The following is a 23,590-nucleotide window of genomic DNA, read 5'->3' on the forward strand; positions in this document are numbered from 1 at the left end:
CCATGTCGACCGTTTCCTGGATCACCGCGCGCGGGCTCTTCGGCCGGCGCCGGTTCCTGCTGCTGCTCCCGCTGCCCGCGCTGCTGCTGGTGCTCGCGATCGTCTCCCGCGCACTGGGCGTCGACCCGAGCCAGTGGGGGCCGCCGGTGCTGGTCGGGCTCGGGCTGGCCGTGGTGCTGCCGGTGGTCGCCCTGATCGTCGGCACCGGCGTGCTCGGTGCCGAGATCGACGACGGCACGGTGGTGCACATCCTCACCAAGCCGTTGCCGCGCTGGCAGATCGTGCTGCCGAAGCTCGCGGTGGCGACCGGGGTCAGTGCGGCGACCGTCGCCGTCCCGCTCTACGTCGCGGGCGTGCTCGCCGACTCGGTACGCCTCGGACTGGCGCTCGCCGCCGCGTCGGCGCTGGGCGCGCTGGCGTACTCGGCGCTGTTCCTGGCGCTCAGCCTGCTGACCCGGCGGCCCGTGCTGCTCGGGCTGGTCTACGTGCTGATCTGGGAGGGGCTGCTCGGCCGGTTCGTGGACGGCACCAAGGTGCTCTCCGTCCAGCAGTGGGTGATCGCCCTCGCCGACCGGATGGCCCCCACCGAGCTGCTCGGCACCACGGTCTCCGTCCCGGTCGCGGCGGTCCTGACCGCCCTGGTGGCGGTCGGCTCCACCGTGCTTGCCATCGACCGCCTCCGCTCCTTCTCGGTCGCCGGCGAAACCAGCTGACCGCGCGGGCCGATAGTCGGCCGCGCGGCAGGGTTGGGGCTCGTCCTCGCCCGTCCGGCGGGCAGCCCCGGGCGTGTCGCGCGGGCAGGCAGGATCCATCACGAGTGATATGACTGTGAGGCATATTTATGCCTCACAGTCATGTCACTCAAAGCCATCCTCGTCCGCCTCGGCCGTTACGCTGCGTGGCTGCCGCTCGCGCCGTCCCGGCTCGCATCAGAAGGCGCAGACGATGACGAGTTCGGGAGTGCGGTCGGGGAGCAGGTCGAGCTTGGCGATCCGGCCCGCCGCCCGGACGTCGTCGGCGATCAGGGTGAGCTGGTCGAGCAGGGCCGCCGGGCCGAGCGCCTCGGCCAGCGGCACGTCCGCCTTCATCGACAGCTTCCGCTCGGACTTGGCCCGGCGCACCTGGCCCAGCGCGTTGGCGGCCAGCCGCAGCAGCTCCGGGTCACCCGGCCCCTGCACGGCCCGGCCCACCTCGTACGTGGTGGGCCAGGGGGCGTGGTGCACCGAGCCGTACCGCCACCAGGACCAGACCTCCTCGGTGACGAAGGGCAGCACCGGGGCGAACAGCCGCAACTGCACCGAGAGCGCGGTGGCCAGGGCCGCCCGGGCCGAGTCGCCCCCCGCCCCCGGGCTGTAGGCGCGCTCCTTCACCAGCTCGATGTAGTCGTCGCAGAACCGCCAGAAGAACGCCTCGGTCGCCATCAGGGCGGCGGTGTGGTCGTACCCGTCGAAGGCGGCCGTCGCCGCCCCGACCACGCCGGAGAGTTCGGCGAGCATGGCGGTGTCCAGCGGCTCGGTCGCCGGCGCGCGCAACGCGTCCGAGGCGCCCAGCCCGAGGGCGAACTTCGAGGCGTTGAGCAGCTTGGTGGCGAGCCGGCGCCCCACCTTGATCTGCGCCGGGTCGAACGCCAGGTCCATCCCCGGCTTGCCGCTCGCCGCCCAGTAGCGGACCGCGTCCGCGCCGTGCTGCTCGAGCAGGGCCATCGGGGTGACCACGTTCCCCTTGGACTTGGACATCTTCTTCCGGTCCGGGTCGAGGATCCAGCCCGAGAGCACCGCGTCCCGCCAGGGCAGCACGCCGTGCTCCAGGTGGGACCGGACCACCGTGGCGAAGAGCCAGGTGCGGATGATCTCCTGCCCCTGCGGGCGCAGGTCCATCGGGAAGACCCGGCCGAACAGGTCCGGGTCGGTCTCCCAACCGCCGACGATCTGTGGGGTCAGCGACGAGGTGGCCCAGGTGTCCAGCACGTCCGGGTCGCCGACGAAGCCGCCCGGCTGCCCGCGCTGCGCCTCCTCGTAGCCGGGCGGCGGCTCGCTGGACGGGTCGACCGGGAGCATCGACTCGGCCGGTGTGAGAGGGTGGGACCAGTCCGGCTCGCCAGCGTCGTCGAGCCGGTACCACACCGGCACCGGCACCCCGAAGAAGCGTTGGCGACTGACCAGCCAGTCCCCGGTCAGGCCGCCCACCCAGTGCTCGTACCGGTGCCGCATGTGCTCCGGCACCCAGCGCAGCTCCCGGCCCCGGGCCAGCAGCTCGTCGCGCAGCCCGACGTCCCGGCCGCCGTTGCGCAGGTACCACTGCCGGGTCGAGACGATCTCCAGTGGGCGGTCGCCGCGCTCGTAGAACTTCACCGGATGGGTGATCGGGCGCGGCTCGCCCACCAGGTCACCCGCGTCGGCCAGCAGCTCGACCACGGTCCGCCGGGCGCCGTTCACGGTCTGGCCGGCGAGCGCGGCGTAGGGCTCCGCGGGCACGCCCGCCGGCGGCTCGGGCAGCAGCCGTCCGTCCCGGCCGATCACCACCCGGGTGTCGAGCTGGAGCTCCCGCCACCAGGTCACGTCGGTCAGGTCGCCGAACGTGCAGACCATCGCGATGCCCGTGCCCTTGTCCGGGTCCGCCAGCGGGTGCGCGCGCACCGGCACCGCCACCCCGAAGACCGGGGTGCGCACCGTGGAGCCGACCAGGTCGGCGTACCGCTCGTCGTCGGGATGGCAGACCAGCGCCACGCAGGCCGGCAGCAGCTCGGGCCGGGTGGTGTCGATCAACACCTCGCGCCCGGCCGGCCCGTGGAACCGCAGCCGGTGGTACGCGCCGGGCCGCTCCCGGTCCTCCAGCTCGGCCTGCGCTACGGCGGTGGCGAATCCGACGTGCCAGAGCGTCGGCGCCTCCGCCTGGTAGGCCTCGCCCCGGGCCAGGTTGCGCAGGAACGCCCGCTGACTGGTTGCCCGGGCCAGCCGCCCGATCGTGGTGTAGGTCAGCGACCAGTCCACCGACAGCCCGAGCCGCCGCCACAGCGCCTCGAAGACCTGCTCGTCCTCCGCGGTCAGCAGCTCGCACAGCTCGATGAAGTTGGGCCGGGAGATCGGGATCGGGTTCTTTCGGGCCGTCTCGCTCACCGGCGTGGCCGGCGGCCGCCAGTCCGGGTCGTACGGCAGGGCCGGGTCGGGGCGCACCCCGTACACGTTCTGCACCCGCCGCTCGGTGGGCAGGCCGTTGTCGTCCCAGCCCATCGGGTAGAAGACCGTCCGGCCGCGCATCCGCTGGAACCGGGCCACGGTGTCGGTGTGCGTGTAGGAGAAGACGTGCCCCATGTGCAGCTCGCCGGATACGGTCGGCGGCGGCGTGTCGATCGCGTACACGTCCGAGCGCTGCTTGCTGCGGTCGAACGCGTACGTGCCGTCCTGCTGCCAGCGGCGCGCCCAGGTCTCCTCGATGCCGTCCAGGGTCGGACGCTCGGGAACGCCGGCGCGGGCCGTCCTCGCCGTATCGGTCATCAGCTGATGGTAGGTAGCCGACCCGGGTGACTCCACGACTTTCGGTGCCGTGCCGGCCACCGACCGAAGCCGGGCACGGGACAGCGGGTCGGTGCGTCGTGTGGCAGCATCTGCCCGTCCACGGACGCGGGGGAGGCAGACCATGGGCGAGATCGCGCGGACGCCGGCGGCGGGCGCGTCCACAGTGGTCGGCGCGGTGGCGGCGGTCACCGTCGGGGCGTTCTTCGGCGTACGCGGGCTCGCGCTGGCCGGGCAGTTCGCCGTCACCGACCTGACGCAGGGCATCCCGCTCGGGGCACCAGGGTCCAGCGTCCCGCTGGTCGCCCTGGCCGGCGGCCTGCTGCTCGCCGTCGTGGTGGCCGGCGCCGCCGCGCTCACCCGGCTGCCCGGCTGGCCGATCGCCACGGCCGGCGTGCTGGTGGCGTACCTGGCCGGGGAGCTGGCCTTCGACGGCGTCGTCGGCCTGGTGCCCCAGCAGCCGCCCTCGGCCGGGCAGGTGCTGGTCGTCCTCGCCACCGCCCTCGGCGCGGGTCTGGCGCTCGGCGGGGCGCTGCTGGCGACCGGTCAGCTCGCCCGGCCGCTCCGGTGGCCGGTCGCCGCCGGCCTCGCCGTGGGTCTGGTGCTGCACTCCGGGGTCGCCGATCTGGTCCGCCTCGCCGTCGGGGAGGGCTACGCGATCCGCGGCCACGCCTGGCCGACGCAGGTCGGCGTGACCGTGCTGGCCACCGTCGTCGCCGCGGTCCTGGCCCAGCGGCGGGGGACCGGCATGGCACCGCCCGCCCGGCGACCACGGATCGGCCCGCTCGTCGCGGCCGCCGTCGCGGCCGTGGTCACGCTCGGTGGGCTGGCGTTCCGCTGGTGGGTGGTCGAGGCGTTCCGGGTCAGCCAGGACGGCCTGGTCGGGCCGCGCCGGGAGCAGTTCGTGGAGTCGTTCGCGTACTTCTCCACGGTTGCCGTCGCCACCGCGGCCGGGCTGGTCCTGCTCGGGTACGCGTACCGGATCGGCCGGGCGGTGGCCGCCCGGTGGGTGGTGCTCGGCGTGGCCGCCGGCCCGCTCGTGCTCTTCGGCGTCCGGCTGGACTTCGTCACGGCCCGGCCACAGGCCTACCTCGTCGTGCTGGTCGGGCTGGCGGCGGTCGTGGCCGGGGCCGCGCTGGCCCGGTTCGCGCCACGGCTGCTGCCGTGGGACGCGGCCGGCCTGCTGCTGGCCGCGCTGGCCCTGCCGCTCGCCTCACCCGTGATCCGTGCCGAGCTGCCCGCGACCGGGCAGGTCCCACCGGTGCTGGCCGCCCTGGGGCTCGGTCTGGCCTTCGGCTTCGGCCTGGTCCTCGCCGCGGCCGCACCGACTACGAGCGGAGCGGCCGGCGGGGAGGCTTCCGCCCCGGCGGCGACCGAGGAGGAGCCGAGCTGGCGGGTCGGCGTGCTGGCCCTCGGCCCGGCCGCAATGGTGCTCTCCGCGGTCGCGCTGGGCCCGGCCCTGGTGCGTGCCCAGATCTACGGCCCGGTCGGCGGTCCGCCGGTGACCGTCCCGGTCTTCGCCGGGGTGGGCGCACTGATCCTGCTGCTGCTCTTCGGCTTCGGCCGGGCGGTGCACCGGGTCCGGCGCGACCTGCGCGCCGAGGCGGCGCTGGTCGCCCACCCGCAGTCAGGCGAGGAGCCGCGCGCCGACTGACGGCCGACCCGACGGTCAGATCAGCGAGTCGCGCCACTGGCGGTGCAGGGCGGCGTACCGGCCACCGGCGGCGGCCAGCTCGGCCGGGGGCCCGTCCTCCACGATCCGGCCCCCGTCGAGCACCAGCACCCGGTCGGCGATCTCCACGGTGGAGAGCCGGTGCGCGATCACCAGCGCGGTGCGGTCCCGCAGGATGCTGCCGACCGCCCGCTGCACCAGTCGCTCGGTCGGTACGTCCAGCGACGAGGTCGCCTCGTCCAGGATCAGCACCCGCGGGTCGGCCAGGAACGCCCGGGCGAACGCGACGAGCTGCCGCTGCCCGGCGGAGAGCCGCCCGCCGCGGCGGCGCACCTCGGTGGCGTACCCGTCGGGGAGCGCGGCGATGAAGTCGTGCGCGCCGATGGCCCGGGCGGCCGCCTCCACGGCCGCGTCGTCGGCGTCCGGGCGGCCGAACCGGATGTTCTCCGCCACCGAGCCGCTGAACAGGTGGTTCTCCTGGGTCACCAGCACGATCGCCCGGCGCAGCTCGGCGTCGGAGAGGTCCCGCAGGTCGACCCCGTCCAGGCGGACCGTGCCTGCGGCCGGGTCGTGGAACCGGGCGAGCAGCTTGGCGATGGTGGACTTGCCCGCGCCGGTCGGCCCGATCAGGGCGACGGTCTGCCCGGCCGGCACGGTCAGCCCCAGGTCGACCAGGATCGGCGCCTCCGGCCGGTAGCCGAAGGAGACCGACCGGAAGACCACGTCGCCCCGCCCCGGGCCGGCGGGCAGCGGCACGGGTCGGGCCGGCTCGGCCACGGCCGGCCGCTCGTCGAGCACCCCGGCCAGCTTCTCCAGCGCGGCCGTGGCCGACTGCAACGCGTTGTAGAACTGGCTGAGCTCCTCCATCGGCTCGAAGAACCGGCGCAGGTAGAGGAGGAACGCGGCGAGCACCCCGACCTCGGTCCGGCCGCCCAGCACCCGCCAGCCGCCGTAGCCGAGCACGACTGCCACGGTCAGGTTGCCGATCATCCGGATGCCCGGCGAGTAGACCGCGATCAGCCGGAACGCGTCCAGGCTGGCCTGCCGGTAGTCGTCGTTCACCGCGGCGAAGATGCGCTGGTTGCGCGGCTCCCGCCGGTATGCCTGCACGGCCCGGATGCCGCGCAGCGACTCGACGAAGTGCACGATGACCAGCGCCACCGCCTCCCGGGTGCGTCGGTACGCCCCGGCGGAGGCGCGGGCGAACCACCGGGACAGCCAGAACAGGAACGGGAAGGCGAGCAGCGTGACGGCGGCCAGCGGCAGGTCGAGCCAGAGCAGGATGCCGGCCACCGACAGCACCGACAGCGCGGCCATCACCAGCTTGTCGATGCCGCCGTCGACCAGTTCGGCGATCGACTCCACGTCACTGGTCAGCCGGGACACCATCCGGCCCGAGGTGTAGCGCTCGTGGAAGCCGACGTCGAGACGGAGGAAGTGGCCGTACACCCGTTGGCGGAGGTCGAGCAGGACGGCCTGGCCGATCCGGGCGGCGAGGGTGAGGAAGCCGCGCCGGGCCGCGTACCCGGTGCCGGCGGTGACGGCGAAGGCGACGGCGACGGCGACCAGCGGGCCCGGGTGGCCGGCCCGCAGCGGTGCGATGCACCGGTCGATGCCGATCATCACCAGGTACGGCCCGGCCATCGCGGCGGCGTTCTGGGCCAGCAGCAGCGCCACCGCCAGCCCGAGCCGGCCGCGGTGGGGGCGTAGCAGTTCGCCGAGCAACGCGCGGCTGCGGGCCCGGAGCCGGGCCACCGCCTCCGGTGCGTTGTCCTCGGCCCGGCTGCGGTCGGCGTCGGGATCGGTGGCCCGTCCGCGCCACCGGGAAAAGTCGACGTCCTCGTCGCGCCCGCCGAGGTCGACGTCGTCGGGCCGGCGGGACCGGTCGAGATCCGGAGCAGCGCGGGGCCGGGGCACGCGGGGTCGGTCGGCGGCTCCGCTCATGCCGCCACCTCGCTTCGCTCGGCGGCGGCATGAGGCACCAGGGCGCTGCACTGATGATTCGCTCGCTGACGCTCGCTCATGAGCGCACCAGGCCGGCAGCGCGCCGCTCCGGCTCGGCGGAGAGCACCGCCCGGTACGCCGGCACCCCGGCCAGCAGCTCGCGATGGGTGCCGACGGCGACGATCCGCCCGCCGTCGAGCAGGGCCACCCGGTCGGCGAGCGCTACGGTGGACGGGCGGTGCACCACCAGCAGGGCGGTGGTGTCCCGGAGCACCCGCCGCAACGCGGCCTCGACCAGTGCCTCGGTGTGCACGTCGAGGGCGGAGAGCGGGTCGTCGAGGACGAGCAGCGCGGGCCGGCCGAGCACCGCGCGCGCCAGCGCCAGCCGTTGCCGCTGTCCGCCGGACAGGGACAGCCCCTGTTCGCCGACCCGGGTGGCCAGCCCCCACGGCAGGTCGTACGCGAACTCCGCCTGGGCCAGCGCGAGCGCGGCCCGTACCTCGTCTTCGCCGGCGTCCGGTCGGCCCAGGGTGAGGTTCTCCCAGACCGACATGGAGAACAGGGTCGGCTCCTCGAAGGCCATCCCGACCAGCCGGCGCAGCGAGCCGAGCCGCAGGTCCCGCAGGTCGTGCCCGTCCAGGGTGATCCGGCCGCCGGTCACCTCGTGCAGCCGGGGGACCAGCGAGAGCAGCGTGCTCTTGCCGCAGCCGGTGGCCCCGACGAGGGCCAACGTCTCGCCGGGCTCGACGGTCAGCTCGACCTCGTGCAGCACCGGTGCGGCCGTACCGGGGTAGCGGAACGTCACCCGCTCGAAGCGCAGCCGGCCGCGCACCTCCACGCGGTCCAACACTCGGGCGTGCGGGGCGTCCACGATGGTCGGCGGAGTGTCCAGCACCTCCTGGATCCGGTCGGCGGCGGTCGCCGCCTCCTGCCCGTTCGCGATGATCCAGCCGAGCGACTGCACCGGCCAGATCAGCATGAGCTGGAGGCTGACGAAGGCGACCAGCTCGCCGATGGTGAGCACACCGCGGGCGACGGCCGCGGCCCCCGCCACCAGCACCACCCCCAGGGTCAGGTTGGGGACCAGGTCGAACAGCGCCGAGGTGCGGGCCAGTAGCCGCGCCTTGCCGATGCCGGTGTCGTGCAACCGGCGGGCGTTGCCGGCGAACTTGGCGGCAAGCTCCGGGCCCCGCCCGTACGCCCGCAGGGTGCGCAGCCCCTGTGCGGTCTCCTCGACCAGCGTGGCCACGTCGCCCTGCTGGTCCTGCATCCGTCGTGACGCCGCGTGGTAGTGGCGGGCGAACCGGCGGCTGATCAGGAACAACGGCACCGCGCTGGCCGCCACCAGCAGCCCGAGCCACGGGTGCAGCCGGATCAGCAGCACCACCACGGCGGCGTAGGTGACCAGGTTGAGCACCAGGAAGAGCAGGCCGAAGGAGAGGAACCGGCGGATCATCGACAGGTCGCTGGTGATCCGGGAGAGAAGCTGGCCGGACTGCCAGCGGTCGTGGCAGCCGGCCGGGAGGCGTTGCAGGTGGGCGTAGACGTCGGCGCGGATCGCCGCCTCCATGCCGACGGAGGAGGAGGACTGGGTCCACCGCCGGACGAAGATCAGCACCGCCTCGGCCACGCCGAGCAGGAGGGCGAGGGTGCCGAGCCGGACCAGCCCGCCCACCTCGTGCCGGGCCACCGGCCCGTCCACCACCCGCTGCACCAACAGGGGCACGGACAGGCTCGCCGCCGTGGCGGCTAGGGCGGCGAGCAGCAGCCAGGCGAACTCGGCCGCGTACGGCCGCAGGTAGGGTCGCAGCCGCCAGAGGTTGCGCAGCGGATGCGGACGCGGGGCGTGACGCCCCGCAGGATTGCCGTCGCTCTGCGCAGGCACTACCTGACGGTAGCGGCAACTGGGAGCGGTGCCGGTGTCAGCTTGCGGGCAACCGTCCCTCATGACCGAGAAGCCACTTCTTCACGTCCAGGCCCCAGCGGTAGCCGCCGAGTGTGCCGTCGGTGCGCAGCACCCGGTGACACGGGACGAAGAGGGCCGCGGCGTTGCGGGCGCAGGCCGCCGCGGCGGCGCGTACCGCGGCCGGCCGCCCGGCCAACCCGGCGAAACCGGTGTACGTCACCGGCTCGCCCGGCTTCACGTCCCGCAGCACCTGCCACGCGTGCGCGAGGAAGTCGCCGCCGGTGTGCTGCTCCACCGGGATCGCGTCGATCGCGGTCAGGTCACCGTCCAGGTAGGCGCGTACCGCGACGGTGACCGGGCCCAGGTCGGCCCGGTCCCGCAGATCGCCGCGCAGGCCCGGGTGGATCAGCGGGACCAGGCGCGCCGGTTCGGCGGTGAAGCCGGCCGCGCGTACCGCCCCGTCGGGTCCGGTGAGGACGCTCAGCGGGCCGGCGGGGGTGTCGATGAGGGTGCTGTCCAGTGTCGTCATGCCGCTCTCCAGAGTCGGATCACCGCGTACGACCGCCAGGGGCGCCAGCGGTCCGCGTACGCGTCGAGGGTCTTCGGGTCGTCGGGCTGGCCGAGCGCCGCGGCGCCCCGGCGTACGCCCAGGTCGGTGGGGAGGAAGACGTCGGGGTCGCCGAGCGCCCGCATGGCCACGTAGCCGGCGGTCCACGGCCCGATCCCGGGCAGCGCGGTGAGTCGCCGGACCGCCTCCTCCCGGTCCCCGCCAGGATCAAGGTCGAGCGAGCCGTCCGCGACGGCCCTTGCCACCGCCCGAATCGTCTCCCGCCGCGCCCCCGGCATCCGAAACGCCGAGTCATCCACCGCGAGCACCTCCTCGGCACTGGCGAATGCCCGCAACCCCGCCCCCGGCTCGTGCTGATCAAAGGGTTCGCCGGCCGTTTCCTCGACCGGAGCCTCTTGATCAATATCGGGGCGGGTGGCGGCCGACAGGAGGTGGGTGAGGGTGGTGCGGGCGGACCTGAGGGAGATCTGCTGGGTGGTGATCGCGCGGACGGCCATCTCGAAGCCGTCCACCGCGTGGGGGAGGCGGACGCCCGGTTCCGCGCGGACCGCCGGGGCGAGCGTGGGGTCCCGGGCCAGGTCGGCGTCGACCGCGACCGGGTCGGCGTCGAGGTCGAGCAGGCGCCGACAGCGGGCCACCGCGGGTGCCAGGTCGCGCATGTCGGCCAGGCGCAGCGTGGTGGCCACGTGCCCGTCGGCCGGGGTCAGCGCGACCGTGCCGGCACCGTGCGGCAGGCGCAGCCCGCGGTGGTACGTCCCGTCGCGCACCTCCTCGACGCCCGGCAGGGCCCGCAGGGCGAGGAAGTCCAGCAACGCCGCCGCGTGCAACGGCGGCCGGTACGCCAGCCGCAGCGTGATCGTGCCCGCCCCGCCGGCCGCCGGGCGCCGGCCCCGGGTGATGCGCAGCTCGGACGGCGTCGTCCCGTACACCTCGCGGACGGTGTCGTTGAACTGCCGGACGCTGCCGAAGCCGGCGGCGAACGCGATCTCGGCCATGCCGAGCCCGGTGGTCTCGACGAGAATCCGCGCGGTCTGGGCGCGCTGGGCCCGGGCCAGGGCGAGCGGCCCGGCGCCCAGCTCGGCGCGGAGCATCCGGTGCAGGTGCCGCTCGGTGTAGCCGAGCCGGGCCGCCAGCCCCGGTACGCCGGCCCGGTCGACGACCCCGTCCGCGATCAGGCGCATCGCCCGCCCGACCACGTCCGCCCGGGCGTCCCACTCGGGTGAGCCGGGGGCGGCGTCGGGGCGGCAGCGGCGACAGGCCCGCAGGCCGGCGCCCTGCGCGGCGGCGGCGGACGGGAAGAACCGGACGTTCTGCCGCTTTGGCGTCGTCGCCGGACAGGACGGCCGGCAGTAGATCCCCGTCGACGTCACGCCGGTGTAGAACCAGCCGTCGAAGCGCTGGTCACGGCTGTCGACAGCGCGGTAGCACCGCTCGAAGTCCAACTCCACATACCGATCCTGCCTCGCAGGTCCAGCCTTCGGCTGGCGGGAATCGGACGTGGCCGTACGGCTGGCCACGAACTCGGCCAGCCGGGCCCGGTCGTCCTCGTCCACGCGCCCTCCGCTCTTTCTCGGTCACCGATACAGACGCTCCAGCTCAGGCCCGCTATCCCTGATGCGGCAACGGATTCCGGGGCGGAAAGTGTCGGTCGCGGCCGGTACGGTCCCGGCACCAACTCAAGAAGAGGTGCGGGGGTATGGCGAGCGTGGCCGGGCGAGGTGCCCGCTGATGCGGTCGGGGCGGATACGACTGGACCGCGCGGTGGTGCAGGGCTTCTACGACCGGATGCGGGTGGTGGCGCCAGCCGCGTACGGCGCGATCGAACGGGACCGGGTCGGCGATCCGGGGCAGGTCTTCGCCGAGACCGCCTGTGGCCGGCTCGCCGGCTCGCTCGACGCGGCGGGGCTGCGCGCGCTCGGCATGTGGGCGCACCACTGGTGCATGCGCTTCTACGACGACGACACCCGGGTCGGCCTGCGGCTGGTCCGGGAGATCGCCGGCCGGGCCGGGCTGGGCTGGACCGTCGACGAGGTGCGCTGGCTGCTCGACCAGTCGTACGCGGCCGACCCGGCCGCCGCCCACCGGTTCACCCTGCCGCTCGCCGCGGCGGCCGGGCTGCCGCCCGGCGTGCTGCCCGAATGGGGCGACGGGGTGCCGGAGTGGCCGCGGCTGCTGGCCGGCTGACCGGCGAGCTGGCCGAGCACCATCGCGGCCACCGCCACGCCGAAGCCGACGAGCTGGGTCGGGCTGAGCGCCTGCCCCAGCCCCAGCCAGCCGAGCGAGGCGGCGGTCAACGGGCTGAGCGCGCCCAGCACCGACACCCGGGTGACCGGCAGCCGCGCCGCGCCGCGGAACCACAGGGCGTACGCGAGCGCGGTGCCGATCAGGCTGAGCCAGGCGTACCCGAGCAGGGCGGGCCCGTCCGGTGCGGGCGGCGCACCCTCGACGGCGGCGGCGACCGGCACGATCATCAGGCCGCCCGCGACGAGCTGCCAGCTCGTCGCGGCGAGCGTGCCCACCCCGGCCGGCCGCCCCCAGCGGCGGGTGAGCACCAGCCCGGCGGCCATCGCGGCGGTGCCGGCGAGCCCGGCGGCGACGCCCAGCGGGTCGAGGCCGGCGCCGGGCCGCAGCACCACCAGGGCGACGCCCAGCGGTGCGGTGAGCGCGGCGAGCAGCGCCGGCCGGCCGGGCCGTTCGCCGAGGACGGCCACGGTGAGCGCGGCGACCAGCAGAGGCTGGGCGGCGCCCAGCACGGCCGCGGTGCCCCCGGGCAGCCGGTAGGCGGCGACGAAGAGCAGTGGGAAGAACGCGCCGATGTTGAGCGCGCCGAGCGCGGCGGCCCGCCACCACCACCCGCCGGACGGGCGCCGACGGGTCAGGGCGAGCAGCAACAGCCCGGCCGGCAGGGCCCGGTACGCGCCGGACCAGAGCGGCCGGTCGGCCGGCAGCAGCTCGGCGGTGACCAGGTAGGTGGTGCCCCAGACGGCCGGGGCGGCGGCGGTGAGCGCGACATCGGTCCAGCGGCGGTGCATGGCGGCCCTCTTTTCTCGCTGCTAAGTAGCTTAGTGCTAAGCTAATCAGTGTCGAGTGAAAGGGGAAGCGCGAGGTGCGACACAATCCCCACGTGACAGCGGACGACGTGGACGTGATCGTCGAGCAGTGGCGCCGGGAGCGGGCCGGCATGCGGCCCGAGCCGATGGCGGTCTTCGGGCGGATCTACCGCCTGGCCCGGATCGTGGGGGACGCCCAGGAGAAGGTCTACGCCGGCTGGGGGCTCGGGCGGGGCGAGTTCGACGTGCTCGCCGCGCTGCGCCGCTCCGGCGAGCCGTACACGCTGGCGCCGAAGGCACTGAGCTCGTCGCTGATGCTGACCTCGGGCGGGATGACCGGGCGGCTGGACCGGCTGGAGCGGGCCGGGTTGGTCCGCCGATCGCCGGACCCGGACGACCGGCGGGGCCTGCGGGTCACCCTGACCGACGTCGGCCGTCGCGTCGTCGAGGAGGCCGCCGACGCCGGCCTCGCGGTGCAGCGGCGCCTCCTCGACGCGCTGCCGCCCGCCGACCAGCAACGCCTCGGCGACCTGCTCCGCGCGCTGCTGGCCGCCGCCGAGACGGATCGCTGACCGGGCCGGGCCGCGGGCCCGGCGGCCGGTGGCGCAGGATGATCACTGATCGCAGGCCACCGAGGGGGAGGACCACATGCCCGCTGCCGAACCGACCATCGTCGCCACCAGCACCGGCTTCGCCAGCCGGCGCTGCGGCCCGTACGACGCGCAGCCCGGACCGGTCTTCGAGCTGATGGCCGAAATGGCGCAGGCCGGCGACGCGCCGAAGGTCTGCTACCTGAACCAGGCCGTCGGTGACCAACCCACCTCATTCACCGTGTTCTACGGCGCGTTCGCCGGCACCCGGTTCCGCCCGTCCCACCTGGCGCTGTTCCCGATGCCCAACGTCGAGGACATCCGGGCCCACCTGCTCTCCCAGGACCTGATCTGGGTCGGCGGCGGCAGCGTCGCCAACCTCTGCGCGGTGTGGCGGGCGCACGGCCTGCAGGACATCCTGCACGAGTGCTGGCAGGCCGGCGTGGTGCTGGGCGGCGTCTCCGCCGGGTCGATCTGCTGGCACCTCGGGGGTGCCACCGACAGCTTCGGCCCGACCCTGCGGCCCTTCACCCAAGGCCTGGGCTGGCTCCCGTACGGCAACGGGGTGCACTACGACGGTGAGGAGCAGCGCCGGCCGCTGATGCACAAGCTGGTCGGCGACGGCACGCTGCCGACCAGCTACTGCACCGACGACGGGGTCGGGCTGGTCTACCGGGGCACTCGGCTGGTCGAGGCGGTGGCGGACCGGGAGGGCGTCGCCGCCTACGAGGTGACCCGCGCCGCGGACGGCAGTGTCCAGGAGACCCGGATCGAACCCCGGCTGCTGACCGCTCAGTCCTCCTGAGCCCGGCGCCGGCGCACGGCGTCGAACACCTGGGCCAGCTCGGCCGCGTCCTCCCCGGCGTGGTGGGTGTGCGGCACGTCCGTCAGGCCGAGATGGTCCTTGATGGTGTCCTTGCGGGTGTCCCGCCACTCCACCCCGGTCAGCCCCATCCAGTAGCTGCGCAGGTCGACGCCGGAGCCGGTGGCGCCGAACGGGCTGTGCCCGACGAACCGGACGAAGTACCAGTGCACGAACATGCCGTCCCAGACGGCCGGGGCGGCCAGGAACACCGGCCGGCCGATCCGGCGCAGCCCGTTCACCCACGTCGCGGCGGCCCGCATCGCCTCCACGGCGGTGGGGGCCTCGCGGAGCAGCCGGTCCCGGTCCAGCCCGGAGACGGCCAGCGCGGCCGGGACGAAGTCGTCCGAGATCGGACGCAGCTCCGTGTAGAAGGACAGCTCGGGGCGGCCCGCCACGGCCATGCCCAGCGAGATCATGCTGTACGGCCCGGGGATCGGCCCGTCCGCCTCCACGTCCACGGCGACGTACAGCTCGGGCAGCCGCTCGCTCACCAGCGGAGGCTAACAGCGCGCCCGCCATGGCCGTGGTCCCTTTTCGCGCCGGCGGCGGGCCTGCCTGTCCGGGGCGCGCGGCGAACCGCGTAAGCTGGCTCGTCGTGAGTCTCACCATCGGCATCGTCGGCCTGCCCAACGTCGGCAAGAGCACCCTGTTCAACGCGCTGACCAAGAACGACGTGCTCGCCGCGAACTACCCGTTCGCCACCATCGAGCCGAACGTCGGCGTGGTCGGGCTCCCCGACGAGCGGCTGACCAAGCTCGCCGAGATCTTCGCCTCGCAGAAGGTGCTGCCGGCGCCGGTCTCGTTCGTCGACATCGCCGGCCTGGTCCGGGGCGCCTCCAAGGGGCAGGGCCGGGGCAACGCGTTCCTGGCGAACATCCGCGACGCCTCGGCGATCTGCCAGGTGGTGCGCGCCTTCTCCGACCCGAACGTGGTGCACGTCGACGGCAAGGTCTCCCCGGCCGACGACATCGAGACGATCAACACCGAGCTGATCCTGGCCGACCTCCAGACCCTCGAGAAGGCGCTGCCCCGGCTGGAGAAGGAGGCCAAGCTCCGCAAGGACCGGGCCGCCGCGGTCGAGGCCGCCAAGAAGGCCGTCGACGTCCTGGACAGCGGCACCACCCTGTACGCGGGCGCCGCCGCCGCCAAGATCGAGCTGGAGCACCTGCGCGAGCTGCACCTGCTCACCACCAAGCCGTTCCTCTACGTCTTCAACGTCGACGAGGCCGAGCTGGGCAACGCCGAGTTCCTCGATGAGCTGCGCGCCCTGGTCGCCCCGGCCGAGGCGGTGTTCATGGACGCCAAGATCGAGTCCGAGCTGGTGGACCTGCCCGAGGAGGAGGCCCGCGAGCTGCTGGAGTCGATCGGGCAGTCCGAGCCCGGCCTGGACCAGCTCGTCCGGGTCGGCTTCCGTACGCTCGGGCTCCAGACGTACCTGACGGCCGGCCCCAAGGAGGCGCGGGCCTGGACTGTCCCGGTCGGCGCGACCGCGCCGGAGGCCGCGGGAGTCATCCACAGCGACTTCCAGCGCGGCTTCATCAAGGCCGAGGTGGTCTCCTACGCCGACCTGGTCGGGGCCGGATCGATGGCGGCGGCCAAGGCCGCCGGCAAGGTCCGGATCGAGGGCAAGGAGTACGTCATGCAGGACGGCGACGTCGTGGAGTTCCGCTTCAACGTCTGAATCCGGCCTGTTCCTGCAGGTCAGGAGACTGTTCCCTTGCTCTGGGGCCCACCAGGGGCACAACCCCCACTCTGGTGAGGGTAGCTGGCAGGCAGTTGAGTTTCCTGCGACTGGCCGCGTGACGGGTTCTTCAGACGGAGGGGTCAGGGCTGCCCGAGGAGCGGGTAGGCGTTCTCGATTGCCGACCGGGCTGTGAGCATCGCTGGGATGTCGGACTGGTCGAGGCCGGTGACGGCGAACGTCAGGCGGTTCCCGATGCCGGGATTGTCGTCAAGCTCTCCGGTGACGGACAGCGAGCCGTTCGGCCGGCAGGCCACGGTCAGTGAGATCCATTGTTCAATTGAGGTGAGCACTGCTTCGCCGCGCAGTTGCTGGTTGATCAGCTCTAGCCCGTGTCGGAAGGTCTGTAGCTCATCGACACGTAGCCCGGCGGCGAGCTGTGCTGAGAAGCCGCCCACGTGGGCCGAGATCGGGCTGATCAGCCAGTTGCCGTCCCAGTAGTCGCTGCTGCCGGGGTGCATTCTTCCCATTACGCGGACCGTCAGATGGTCGTCGCTGGGGCGTCCGATGACCAATTCGTGGGGTTCGGCCACGCCGGTGATCATGCCATCCCTTCCCGGGTGGGCGCGTCTGCCTGGGGGGTTCGGGTTTGCGGACCTTGAACCGGGCGATGGGCTTGGTGGTGGTGGTGCGGGGCACTTCGGTGAGGAGCTGGTCGCTGTCGTGGACGCAGACGGTGGTGTCGGCGGCTTCGACGGTAAGGGTTGCTCCGGCGTGACCCGCCGAGCGGCGGTGACGGTGGCCTCACCTGCGCAACCATTCGCTCGGATGCGATGCTGCGTGCGCCCCTTGTCTCGCCTGATGGAGGCCCATATGGACGTGGCCTGGACCGCGACCGATCCTGAGAGTGGCGACCGGGCCTCCACGGAGAGCCGGTCTGACGCCGAAGGGTTCATGTCCCGGCTCCATCACCTTTTGCGCGCCGGAGAGGGATACACGGAGGTACGCCGCGTCAAGGCGGACTTCCCCCTCTTGACGTTGTCGTTCAGGGGGCACTACGCGGTCATGCACCTGTTTGAGTCGGCAGACGACTGCCGCCTTCTTCGTGGGGATGCAGGGCTGCCCGCGACGAGAACGATCGAAGTCCCGGTGCTCAGCGACGACTGCACATTCTCGGGTGACTTCGTTTCAAGCGTGACCAGGGCAACGGCGGCGATCGCAGCCTTCATTGACGGCGCTCCAGCCGAACGACTCGGAGACTGGGTTCGGCTCTGAGCCCCGCGCAGTGTCGCCAGCACCGCTCGATCAGTACGGCGCTTGTGCTGCGATTAGCGCAACCCCGCCTCGCGGCTTAGGGGTTCAAGCCTCAGCCTCATTTGAGTCCGTGCCCGATCCGTGCCCGACACAACGGTCAACATCGGCCAGCGGAGGTCCGTCGCAGAGCTTGGCCGAGTCGCTCATGCTTCACCGACCAGCGGGCATCAGGCCCGGGGGCCGCGATTCAACCCGATTCCCAAGCTGACAGTGCGCTCAGGCGGGTCCGCGGCTGTCGGCCCCTGCGGGCTCCCAGAGCTGGACGACGTTGCCCTCTGGATCTCGTAGGCTGGCGAACCTGCCGTTCGGGTATTCCTCGGGGTCCACCTCGACGTCGATACCCGCATCCCGCAGCTGGGTGACCATCGCGTCCAGGTCGACGACGCGGAAGTTGAGCGACCAGGAGTGCTCCGGATCGCCAAAGTGCTCAGAGTCCGTCGGCATGGCCGCCAGGACGGTTGGTCCAGGCTTCTGCCACCAGGAGGACACGTCGTAGGACTGTGGTGCGAGATCAACCCCAAGGTGGGTGGCGTACCAGTCGTTAACTCGGTCAGGGTCGTGGGCGCGGAAGAAGACCCCGCCGATGCCCGTCACACGTTCCACGGTCTCTCCTCGGCTCCGGGTGCCGTCTATTTCCTCTCTGATCATGCCGTGAAACGTCGCAACCAGCGAACAACCTCGCTGGTGGTGGGGGTGGCGTCTCTTGGTCGCGCTTCAATGTCCGACACCCGAGCTAGGTGACCAACTGGGTGACGACCGAGGCGACCGCCGCCGGACGCCCACGGACGATGGTGGACCGTTCGCGCACGTAAGCCCAGCTGCTCGCCCAGCCCATCGACGGCTGATCGTTCGTTCACACCGAAGCGGTCGTCAGGGAGAATCCCGGAGTGAGCTGGGAAGAGTTCTTGTGGCACATGGATCACCGACTGGGCATGTACGTCGGGAGGCCAAGGTACGACCGTGCGTGGTCCGCGCTGACGGGATTCGCCCTGGCGCGCGGTCAGGGCGAGCTGACGGCGTTCCAAGAGTGGATGTCCGCCCGCCATCGCGGCAGCAGCCTTGCCTTCTCATCCCTAGTGCTAGCGGAGACCTTCGGTGATGGTGCTACCGAGGACCGCCTAGCAAGCGATGCCGACCAGGTGCTGGCCGTCTCGAAGCTCTGCCAACTCTTCCGGGAGTTCCTCAAACAGCACGCTCGAACGCCCTAGCACTAGCAGCAGGAAGGATGCCCGTCCCGAGCGGGTGACTAACTGAGTGACGACCACGACGGACGCCGGTGGACAAGCATGCACGGCTGAGGATCGTCGCAGCAGCTTAGCCCGGGAACGGCAGCAGGTCAGAGAGCCGTGTTGGTTGCCTGGGGGTCAAGGAGTCGGCAGCTCTGGCAGCTCTAGTTGGTTGGGCCGGACCCGGAATTGAGTGGTTCCGTCCTCAGCTTCTACGTGATCCGGCGCAGTGCTAACGACTAGGACCTGATCGTCCTGCTGACCGACGACACAGCACCTCACGAACGCTGGCTGGGGGAGAGAAGCGCCAGGAGGGACGTCGTCATCGAAGAAGATCGGGACCTTGTCGACAAAGAACCACGTTCGTCCGTCGGCGTCGACCAGGCGCACACGGACCCACCCCGGCCAGTCTTCGTCGACCCATGCGATCGCCTCGCAGCGCAGCAGCCTGGCGGAACTCATCACCGGGCTGATCCTGCCAGGTCGATTACCGTTGGTCGGCGCGCGGCTGTCTGGGGGCACACAGGGGGCACGAGACACTGTCAAACGTTGTCGACCAGTGAGCAGCCCTGACAACCTGCGACGCTGTATGAGCAGGTGTCGAGCACTGTTCCCGCTGGTGAGCCAATCACGGCTCGCAGTTCCGCTTCAACGTCTGAGTCCGGCAGCATGTGAAGATTTCGCGCAGGTGAGGGGTGCCTGCTTTCGCTCAGGCGGCGAACCGGCCACGCTTCACAGGTGATCGCCATCGTCGTCCTTGGTTGGCTGCCTGCCGTGGCGTGGTGGCTTGTTGCTCGGACCCGGCGGATTGGCTGGATCGTCGGCCTGGCGCTGCTTGGCTGGGCTGCCGTCGCGACCGTGGCCGTTACCGCGTTTCCACGCGCGCAGGCGGAGGTGAGTGTGGGGTACCTCCCCGTGGCCGTGACGATCGTCGGTGTAGGTCGGGCGGTCGAAAACCGACGGCTTGGCCGAGCCGAACGGCCGCGAGGCTCGTGGCTCTACCGGATCGCGGTTGTGCTGGCAGCGCTTGTCGCCGGCATATGTGCGCCTTTCTCCTTTTACGTGTTCAACAGCGAGCCGTTCATTCCTTCAGCCGACGAGCTGTTGCCGGTGCCAGCGGGCCTCAGCACCACGGTCGAGGAGCCAGCTGGTCACCCATGCGGGTCGGGTGTGTGCGGTCGCTTCATCACCGTGACCGGCCGATCAGGCCAGCCGACGAGCGACGTCTATGACCAGGTCCGACAACATCTGATCGGTCGTGGGTGGGACCTCGGGAACGGTGGACAGTCCTGCCGACCAACTGGCTGGCTACTTGATCGGCGTTCGATGTGCGTCAGCGTCTTCGCCCGCGACAGCGCGGTACACGTGTCTTTCGAGGGACCCCGGGCGTGGCCGTAGCGGCGGGCGACCGCTGACATGTTCGGCTGAACGGCCGCATCCCAGCAGGGCTACGCTGCTTCGCCCTTGGCCCCGAGGTCGGCGAGCAGCGCTGTGACCCTGAGCCGGATGTCGTCGCGGACCTGGCGTACGACGTCGAGGGGCTGCCCGGCGGGGTCGGTGAGCTGCCAGTCCTCGTAGCGCTTGCCGGGGAAGACCGGGCAGGCGTCGCCGCAGCCCATGGTGACGATCACGTCGCTGGCCTCGGCGGCGTCCCAGCTCAGGCGGTTCGGGGTCTGGTCGGTGATGTCGATGCTGACCTCGCGCATGGCCTCGACGGCGACCGGGTTGATCCGGTCGGCGGGTTCGCTGCCGGCGGAGCGGACCGCGACGGTGTCGCCGGCGAGGTGGCGGAGCCAGCCGGCGGCCATCTGGGACCGGCCGGCGTTGTGTACGCAGACGAACAGGACGCTCGGCTTGTCGCTCATCGGAGCGCGGTCTCCTCGGTGGGGTGGGGTACCACGACGGCGTCGGCGGATCGTCCGACCTGCGGATACCAGACGGCGAGCGCGGCGACGGCGACCAGGCCACCGACGACCTGGGCGGCGACGAAGCCGGGCACGGACGCCGGGGCGATCCCGGCGAAGGTGTCGGTGAAGGCCCGCCCGACGGTGACCGCCGGATTGGCGAACGATGTCGACGACGTGAACCAGTAGGCGGCCCCGATGTAGGCCCCGACGGCCGCGGGGGCCGCGGTGGCCCGGCCGCTGCGGGCGAGAGCGAAGATCAGGACGACCAGGCCGGCGGTGGCGACGACCTCGGCCAGCCAGAGGTTGCCTCCGGTACGGTCCGTGCCGGACCACGCCACGGCCGGCAGCCCGAACATGAGGTCGGCCAGGGCCGCCCCGGCGATCGCGCCGGTCACCTGGGCTGCCGCGTAGCCGGCGAGGTCCCGCACGGTCAGGCCGGTCCCGGCGCGGCGGCCCAGCCACCAGTCGACGGCCGAGACGACCGGGTTGAAGTGGGCGCCGGACACCGGCCCGAACGCGAGGATCAGCGCGCCCAGCGCGAGGGCGGTGGCGATCGCGTTCTCCAGCAGTTGCAGCCCGACGTCGGTGGGGGAGAGGCGGGTGGCGGCGATTCCGGAGCCGACCACGGCGGCGACCAGCAGCGCGGTCCCGGCGAACTCGGCGGACGCGCGACGGGCGAGGCTCACGCGCCGGCTCCGGCGGCGGGGACGGTTGACACGTCCAGCAGCGCGCCGAGCTGGCGGAACGCCTCCGGCCGGACCCGGTACCAGACCCAGGTGCCGCGCCGTTCCGAGTCGACCAGCCCGGCCTCGCGCAGCACCTTGAGATGGTGCGAGATGGTCGGCCCGGACAGCTCGAACGCCGAGGTCAGGTCGCAGACGCAGATCTCGGGCACCGACGCGATCATCGACATCAGCCGCAGCCGGACCGGGTCGCCGAGGGCCTTGAACATCGGCGCGACCAGGGTCGCCTGGTCGGCGTCCATGGCGCGCGCGGCGATCGGGGGGCAGCACGCGACCGCTCCCAGGTCCACCACCGGCAGGGCTTGTTTCGGCATCGCTCTACCTTGACAGATTTCAAAACAGGCTGCAACAGTGAGGTTGCTGCTTAGATAAGCGTCTAGACAAGGAGGGATCATGTCCCGCGTCCAGCTCGCCCTGCGCGTCTCCGACCTCGAAGGCTCCGTCGCCTTCTACGCCAAGCTGTTCGGCACCGAGCCGGCCAAGCGCCGCTCCGGCTACGCCAACTTCGCCATCGAGAACCCGCCCCTGAAGCTGGTCCTGCTCGAAGGCGAGCCGGACCAGCCGACCGTCATGGACCACCTGGGCGTCGAGGTGCTCAGCACCGACGACGTCAACGCCGCCACCAAGCGCCTCACCGATGCCGGCCTGATCACCCTCGAGGAGAACGACACCGAGTGCTGCTACGCCCTCCAGGACAAGGTCTGGGTGCGCGGTCCCGGCAACGAGCCCTGGGAGGTCTACACCGTCAAGGGCGACGCCGACACCCTCATCAAGGGGAGCGACGGCGAGTGCCGCTGCGGCGAACCAGGCGACGCCGAGAAGGAGTCCGCCACCGGCGGAGTCGCCTCGAAATGCTGCTGACCGGGTGAATTGGCGGCAGCCCGCTGGGGCGCACCGGGGCCACCACTGAGGCGGCAGCAGGTGCGCCCTGGCAGGACCAGGGCGCACCTGACCGGGGTTGTCCGGCGCTAACCGGCTCGACCGGCCACGAAACCGGCAGCGAACGCCGAGCTGGGCGGCAGAGCCGGATCGGACGGCGGGCTGGCGGCGGGTTCGAAGACGACTCGGGACCGCAGCTGCCGGAAGCCGGTTCGTTCCAGTTCCGCCACGACTGCCACCCGGCGGGCGTCCACATCGGCGACCACCTCCCGAGCGCCGCCGTCGGCGAGCACCCCGACCGCATCGGCCAGCAACTCGCCCCGGACGGCCTCGTCCAGCAGGCCGAGGTAGGCGAGGAGCGGATAGCAGGCTTCGCCTGCCGTTCCCGCCAGGCCGATCGGCTCGCCATCGTGCAGCGCAATGCGCCAGTCACCGGCCGGGCCGGTCAGCCAGGCCAGGGGGTCGGTGGCCAGGTCCACTCCGCCAACCGCCCGCGCCACCTCCATGCCGGTCAGCACCTCCGGCTCGGCGACCCGGGCAACGAAGGCGTTGATCTCCGCCGCGTCGGTGGCCGGGCGGAAGGTGTACCGACCGGAGGCCGTCGGTAGCGGCGTGCCCGTCCACGAACATCTCACCCGCTCACCGCGCTCGACCAGGCCGGCGAGCCGGGCCGCCGCCATCGGCGCCTCCATGACGGCCAGCACCTCCGGGCGGCGCCGCCAGTGCGCCGGCATGGCGGCGTAGTAGACCTTGGGACCGCCGAGTGCCTCGTGGGCGGCGCGCAGCAGCGCGGCACCCACCTCCGGCTCGGCGTCCAGGTCGAACAGTTCCAGCCAGGGGGCGCCGACGGCGCCCGGCGGGAGTACCCAGGCCGCCCGGCCGACTACGCGGCCGGCTCGCAGGGCGACCCAGGTGTTCTCGGGCCGGTATCCACCGCTGGCCAGCCCATCGGCGTAACCGATCTTGCGCAGCTGGGGCAACGGGTCGGGCATCGACTCGAACAGATTTTCCTCGCCCGCGACGAGCGGACGGATGACCAGTGTGGTCATAGGTTGATCCTCCGGGACTGGAACGCCCCGGATCAGATCCGCGTGGACGCCGGAACGCGGACGGGGCGCAGAACATCGGACATTGTTCTGACCTCCTTCCAGCTCGACGGCGTACCCGGAACCTACTCGACGCAACTCACGAGTCGCAAGGCGAACGATCCAACTCGGGGCGGCGCACTGCTCGCGGCCGGGTGGGCCTCAGCCGCCCGGGCACCGGTTGTCGCCCCCACTGAGTTCCTGGCAGTGACCTGGGGCCGGCGGCGATGGCGGCGACGGGTTGAGGTCGCGGTAGGCGGCCGCGGCGACCGCCAGACCGGGGATCCCGATCGCGACGGCCAGGACCAGGAAGACGACAGCCGTGCGGACCAGCCGAAGCCCGTACGCCGTCAGCGCGATCACGGCCGGCCCGCCCGCCGCCACCGCGATCGACACCAGCAGCCAGCGATCCATCCGCTGGCCGGTTTCCGTCGTCCGGGCACCGCCGTTCGAGTACTGGTCGGCCCACCCCTCCATGCCGATGACGAACCCCCACCAGGCCAGCGCCAGCAGGCCCAGCACCCAGAGCAGGACGAGGAACGCGACGACGGGTCCGCCCTGCCGGGCCGTCGTGGTCGGAGATGTCATGCGCCCACGCTGCCCTGGAGCGGCTGGCCCACACATGAGCCGGCGTACTCAGATGTCGCT

General features: G+C 72.5%; 23 protein-coding genes and 1 pseudogene. 10 read left to right on the forward strand and 14 right to left on the reverse strand.

The features are described 5' to 3' along the window. Window positions 1-2: 2 nt before the first annotated feature. Entirely contained in the window at window positions 3-713 is a 711-nt protein-coding gene (locus tag ACNAVT_RS08190) for an ABC transporter permease (RefSeq protein ID WP_416294340.1), read from the forward strand. Window positions 714-929: 216 nt separating this feature from the next. Here ACNAVT_RS08190 and valS read toward each other — a convergent pair whose 3' ends face one another. Beyond that, on the reverse strand, window positions 930-3,494 hold the full coding sequence (valS, locus tag ACNAVT_RS08195) for a valine--tRNA ligase (RefSeq protein WP_416294342.1): 2,565 nt from the start codon (window positions 3,492-3,494) through the stop codon (window positions 930-932). A 142-nt stretch (window positions 3,495-3,636) separates the two neighbouring features. Between valS and ACNAVT_RS08200 the strand changes: the two genes are divergently transcribed. Next, the gene (locus ACNAVT_RS08200) at window positions 3,637-5,166 is read left to right on the forward strand and encodes a hypothetical protein (protein ID WP_416294344.1); all 1,530 of its coding nucleotides are present in this window, start codon (window positions 3,637-3,639) and stop codon (window positions 5,164-5,166) included. A gap of 15 nt (window positions 5,167-5,181) precedes the next feature. Here ACNAVT_RS08200 and ACNAVT_RS08205 read toward each other — a convergent pair whose 3' ends face one another. The 4 genes from ACNAVT_RS08205 to ACNAVT_RS08220 all read right to left on the reverse strand — a co-directional run bounded on the left by ACNAVT_RS08205 (window position 5,182) and on the right by ACNAVT_RS08220 (window position 11,050). Continuing rightward, window positions 5,182-7,128, reverse strand: coding sequence for an ABC transporter ATP-binding protein (locus ACNAVT_RS08205; protein ID WP_416294346.1), 1,947 nt, complete (start codon window positions 7,126-7,128; stop codon window positions 5,182-5,184). Window positions 7,129-7,204: 76 nt separating this feature from the next. Further along, window positions 7,205-9,013: an ABC transporter ATP-binding protein gene (locus ACNAVT_RS08210; protein WP_416294347.1), complete on the reverse strand. Its 1,809-nt coding sequence runs from the start codon at window positions 9,011-9,013 to the stop codon at window positions 7,205-7,207. 37 nt (window positions 9,014-9,050) lie between these two features. After that, window positions 9,051-9,563 carry a methylated-DNA--[protein]-cysteine S-methyltransferase gene (locus tag ACNAVT_RS08215; RefSeq protein ID WP_416294349.1) on the reverse strand — a complete coding sequence of 171 codons (513 nt, stop codon included), beginning with the start codon at window positions 9,561-9,563 and terminating at the stop codon, window positions 9,051-9,053. Continuing rightward, entirely contained in the window at window positions 9,560-11,050 is a 1,491-nt protein-coding gene (locus ACNAVT_RS08220) for an AlkA N-terminal domain-containing protein (protein ID WP_416294695.1), read from the reverse strand. Before ACNAVT_RS08220 ends, ACNAVT_RS08215 begins: the two co-directional genes overlap by 4 nt. Before the next feature lie 280 nt (window positions 11,051-11,330). Here ACNAVT_RS08220 and ACNAVT_RS08225 point away from each other — a divergent pair, with 280 nt between their 5' ends. Beyond that, window positions 11,331-11,786, forward strand: a complete 456-nt coding sequence (locus tag ACNAVT_RS08225) for a hypothetical protein (RefSeq protein ID WP_416294350.1) — start codon at window positions 11,331-11,333, stop codon at window positions 11,784-11,786. A 74-nt stretch (window positions 11,787-11,860) separates the two neighbouring features. Here ACNAVT_RS08225 and ACNAVT_RS08230 read toward each other — a convergent pair. After that, window positions 11,861-12,634, reverse strand: a pseudogene (locus ACNAVT_RS08230) (EamA family transporter); the annotation flags it as partial. A 92-nt stretch (window positions 12,635-12,726) separates the two neighbouring features. Between ACNAVT_RS08230 and ACNAVT_RS08235 the strand changes: the two are divergent. Beyond that, a complete protein-coding gene (locus tag ACNAVT_RS08235; RefSeq protein ID WP_416294352.1) occupies window positions 12,727-13,224 on the forward strand; it encodes a MarR family winged helix-turn-helix transcriptional regulator in 498 nt (165 codons plus the stop codon). A gap of 76 nt (window positions 13,225-13,300) precedes the next feature. Continuing rightward, entirely contained in the window at window positions 13,301-14,047 is a 747-nt protein-coding gene (locus ACNAVT_RS08240) for a Type 1 glutamine amidotransferase-like domain-containing protein (RefSeq protein ID WP_416294353.1), read from the forward strand. Here the strand turns inward: ACNAVT_RS08240 and ACNAVT_RS08245 are convergent. Further along, the gene (locus tag ACNAVT_RS08245; protein WP_416294354.1) at window positions 14,035-14,598 is read right to left on the reverse strand and encodes an exonuclease; all 564 of its coding nucleotides are present in this window, start codon (window positions 14,596-14,598) and stop codon (window positions 14,035-14,037) included. The genes ACNAVT_RS08240 and ACNAVT_RS08245 overlap by 13 nt on opposite strands. Before the next feature lie 104 nt (window positions 14,599-14,702). Between ACNAVT_RS08245 and ychF the strand changes: the two genes are divergently transcribed. Then, window positions 14,703-15,788 carry a redox-regulated ATPase YchF gene (gene ychF, locus ACNAVT_RS08250; RefSeq protein WP_416294355.1) on the forward strand — a complete coding sequence of 362 codons (1,086 nt, stop codon included), beginning with the start codon at window positions 14,703-14,705 and terminating at the stop codon, window positions 15,786-15,788. Window positions 15,789-15,931: 143 nt separating this feature from the next. Here ychF and ACNAVT_RS08255 read toward each other — a convergent pair whose 3' ends face one another. Then, window positions 15,932-16,393, reverse strand: coding sequence for a hypothetical protein (locus ACNAVT_RS08255; RefSeq protein ID WP_416294357.1), 462 nt, complete (start codon window positions 16,391-16,393; stop codon window positions 15,932-15,934). A 268-nt stretch (window positions 16,394-16,661) separates the two neighbouring features. On the opposite strand from ACNAVT_RS08255, the gene ACNAVT_RS08260 reads away from it, so the two are divergent. Further along, on the forward strand, window positions 16,662-17,063 hold the full coding sequence (locus tag ACNAVT_RS08260) for a hypothetical protein (RefSeq protein WP_416294359.1): 402 nt from the start codon (window positions 16,662-16,664) through the stop codon (window positions 17,061-17,063). Window positions 17,064-17,318: 255 nt separating this feature from the next. Here ACNAVT_RS08260 and ACNAVT_RS08265 read toward each other — a convergent pair whose 3' ends face one another. Then, window positions 17,319-17,705 (reverse strand): VOC family protein, encoded by a 387-nt coding sequence (locus tag ACNAVT_RS08265; protein WP_416294360.1) that lies wholly within the window; start codon window positions 17,703-17,705, stop codon window positions 17,319-17,321. A 284-nt stretch (window positions 17,706-17,989) separates the two neighbouring features. Here ACNAVT_RS08265 and ACNAVT_RS08270 point away from each other — a divergent pair, with 284 nt between their 5' ends. Together ACNAVT_RS08270 and ACNAVT_RS08275 are read left to right on the forward strand one after the other, a co-directional pair. After that, the gene (locus ACNAVT_RS08270) at window positions 17,990-18,310 is read left to right on the forward strand and encodes a hypothetical protein (protein ID WP_416294362.1); all 321 of its coding nucleotides are present in this window, start codon (window positions 17,990-17,992) and stop codon (window positions 18,308-18,310) included. A gap of 756 nt (window positions 18,311-19,066) precedes the next feature. Beyond that, window positions 19,067-19,726: a hypothetical protein gene (locus ACNAVT_RS08275; RefSeq protein WP_416294364.1), complete on the forward strand. Its 660-nt coding sequence runs from the start codon at window positions 19,067-19,069 to the stop codon at window positions 19,724-19,726. A gap of 50 nt (window positions 19,727-19,776) precedes the next feature. On the opposite strand, the gene ACNAVT_RS08280 is transcribed toward ACNAVT_RS08275, so the two are convergent. The 3 genes from ACNAVT_RS08280 to ACNAVT_RS08290 are packed head-to-tail and all read right to left on the reverse strand — an operon-like array spanning window position 19,777 to window position 21,292. Further along, complete coding sequence (locus ACNAVT_RS08280; protein WP_416294365.1) at window positions 19,777-20,193, reverse strand: arsenate reductase ArsC; 417 nt, start codon at window positions 20,191-20,193, stop codon at window positions 19,777-19,779. After that, on the reverse strand, window positions 20,190-20,921 hold the full coding sequence (locus ACNAVT_RS08285) for an aquaporin (RefSeq protein ID WP_416294367.1): 732 nt from the start codon (window positions 20,919-20,921) through the stop codon (window positions 20,190-20,192). Before ACNAVT_RS08285 ends, ACNAVT_RS08280 begins: the two co-directional genes overlap by 4 nt. Further along, a complete protein-coding gene (locus ACNAVT_RS08290; RefSeq protein WP_416294369.1) occupies window positions 20,918-21,292 on the reverse strand; it encodes an ArsR/SmtB family transcription factor in 375 nt (124 codons plus the stop codon). Before ACNAVT_RS08290 ends, ACNAVT_RS08285 begins: the two co-directional genes overlap by 4 nt. 79 nt (window positions 21,293-21,371) lie before the next feature. On the opposite strand from ACNAVT_RS08290, the gene ACNAVT_RS08295 reads away from it, so the two are divergent. Continuing rightward, window positions 21,372-21,839 (forward strand): ArsI/CadI family heavy metal resistance metalloenzyme, encoded by a 468-nt coding sequence (locus ACNAVT_RS08295; RefSeq protein ID WP_416294371.1) that lies wholly within the window; start codon window positions 21,372-21,374, stop codon window positions 21,837-21,839. A 107-nt stretch (window positions 21,840-21,946) separates the two neighbouring features. Here the strand turns inward: ACNAVT_RS08295 and ACNAVT_RS08300 are convergent, their stop codons facing one another. Both ACNAVT_RS08300 and ACNAVT_RS08305 read right to left on the reverse strand, forming a co-directional pair. After that, window positions 21,947-22,906 (reverse strand): acetyltransferase, encoded by a 960-nt coding sequence (locus ACNAVT_RS08300; protein WP_416294372.1) that lies wholly within the window; start codon window positions 22,904-22,906, stop codon window positions 21,947-21,949. A 198-nt stretch (window positions 22,907-23,104) separates the two neighbouring features. Then, window positions 23,105-23,530, reverse strand: coding sequence for a hypothetical protein (locus tag ACNAVT_RS08305; RefSeq protein WP_416294374.1), 426 nt, complete (start codon window positions 23,528-23,530; stop codon window positions 23,105-23,107). Window positions 23,531-23,590: the final 60 nt, after the last annotated feature.

It is taken from the genome of Micromonospora sp. SL4-19 (genome assembly GCF_047921475.1).
Classification (GTDB): domain Bacteria; phylum Actinomycetota; class Actinomycetes; order Mycobacteriales; family Micromonosporaceae; genus Micromonospora.

What these genes read in the sequence shown, in the direction of transcription:
- ACNAVT_RS08190 (WP_416294340.1), top strand. Translation starts at nt 3, where the DNA reads ATGTCGACCGTTTCCTGGATCACCGCGCGCGGGCTCTTCGGCCGGCGC.
- valS (WP_416294342.1), bottom strand. Translation starts at nt 3,494, where the DNA reads ATGACCGATACGGCGAGGACGGCCCGCGCCGGCGTTCCCGAGCGTCCG.
- ACNAVT_RS08200 (WP_416294344.1), top strand. Translation starts at nt 3,637, where the DNA reads ATGGGCGAGATCGCGCGGACGCCGGCGGCGGGCGCGTCCACAGTGGTC.
- ACNAVT_RS08205 (WP_416294346.1), bottom strand. Translation starts at nt 7,128, where the DNA reads ATGAGCGGAGCCGCCGACCGACCCCGCGTGCCCCGGCCCCGCGCTGCT.
- ACNAVT_RS08215 (WP_416294349.1), bottom strand. Translation starts at nt 9,563, where the DNA reads ATGACGACACTGGACAGCACCCTCATCGACACCCCCGCCGGCCCGCTG.
- ACNAVT_RS08225 (WP_416294350.1), top strand. Translation starts at nt 11,331, where the DNA reads ATGCGGTCGGGGCGGATACGACTGGACCGCGCGGTGGTGCAGGGCTTC.
- ACNAVT_RS08240 (WP_416294353.1), top strand. Translation starts at nt 13,301, where the DNA reads ATGCCCGCTGCCGAACCGACCATCGTCGCCACCAGCACCGGCTTCGCC.
- ACNAVT_RS08255 (WP_416294357.1), bottom strand. Translation starts at nt 16,393, where the DNA reads ATGATCACCGGCGTGGCCGAACCCCACGAATTGGTCATCGGACGCCCC.
- ACNAVT_RS08260 (WP_416294359.1), top strand. Translation starts at nt 16,662, where the DNA reads ATGGACGTGGCCTGGACCGCGACCGATCCTGAGAGTGGCGACCGGGCC.
- ACNAVT_RS08280 (WP_416294365.1), bottom strand. Translation starts at nt 20,193, where the DNA reads ATGAGCGACAAGCCGAGCGTCCTGTTCGTCTGCGTACACAACGCCGGC.
- ACNAVT_RS08290 (WP_416294369.1), bottom strand. Translation starts at nt 21,292, where the DNA reads ATGCCGAAACAAGCCCTGCCGGTGGTGGACCTGGGAGCGGTCGCGTGC.
- ACNAVT_RS08295 (WP_416294371.1), top strand. Translation starts at nt 21,372, where the DNA reads ATGTCCCGCGTCCAGCTCGCCCTGCGCGTCTCCGACCTCGAAGGCTCC.
- ACNAVT_RS08300 (WP_416294372.1), bottom strand. Translation starts at nt 22,906, where the DNA reads ATGACCACACTGGTCATCCGTCCGCTCGTCGCGGGCGAGGAAAATCTG.
- ACNAVT_RS08305 (WP_416294374.1), bottom strand. Translation starts at nt 23,530, where the DNA reads ATGACATCTCCGACCACGACGGCCCGGCAGGGCGGACCCGTCGTCGCG.